We start from the raw sequence: 689 nt of genomic DNA, 5'->3' as shown, positions 1-689 counted from the left end.
GCCCCGCGAACTTGCCAAAAGTATTAGCCAAATATGGGGCCACCAAGGTCTTGCTTGCTCTTGGTCATGCGCCACGTTCACGTAGAAGTTTGGTGATTCGTTTTCTAGAGCAATACCCTGTTGTGGTGCAAACCATTCCTGCGATTAACGATGTGGTGTCTGGTAAAGCGAAAATCGAAGAAGTACGTGATGTCGATATCGAAGATTTACTTGGCCGTGATGAGGTTGCGCCCGATCGTCAATTGCTAGCTGAATGCATCAGTAAAAAGACGGTCATGGTCACAGGTGCAGGCGGATCAATTGGATCAGAGTTATGCCGTCAGATTGTGCGTTTGGCTCCGCTAAAATTGCTTCTTGTTGAGTCTTCTGAATATGCCTTGTATGAGATAGAGCGTGAGTTAAAACGCTATATGCTCAAAAAAGATCTGAACATTGAATTGCATGCAGTAGTGGGATCTGTTCAAAAGCAGCGTCGCATGGCACAGGTGATGCGCAGTTTTGGAGTTGAAACGGTTTATCATGCTGCTGCATACAAGCATGTGCCTTTAGTTGAGCAGAATGTTATTGAGGGCATTCGCAATAATGTATTTGGTACTTGGCATGCTGCTGAAGCGGCCATTGAAGCCAATGTAGAAACCTTTGTTCTTATTTCGACAGATAAAGCGGTTCGACCAACCAATGTGATGGGC

The 689-nt window shown here is 45.6% G+C and carries 1 protein-coding gene; it reads left to right on the top strand.

The features are described from left to right. On the top strand, nt 1-689 hold a 689-nt coding region (locus A3738_RS05210), incomplete at both ends, for a polysaccharide biosynthesis protein (RefSeq protein ID WP_156503979.1).

The sequence above is a fragment of the Oleiphilus sp. HI0066 genome, assembly GCF_001635725.1.
Note: the sequence above shows the minus strand (reverse complement) of the source record. Positions and strands in the feature narration are given on the sequence as shown.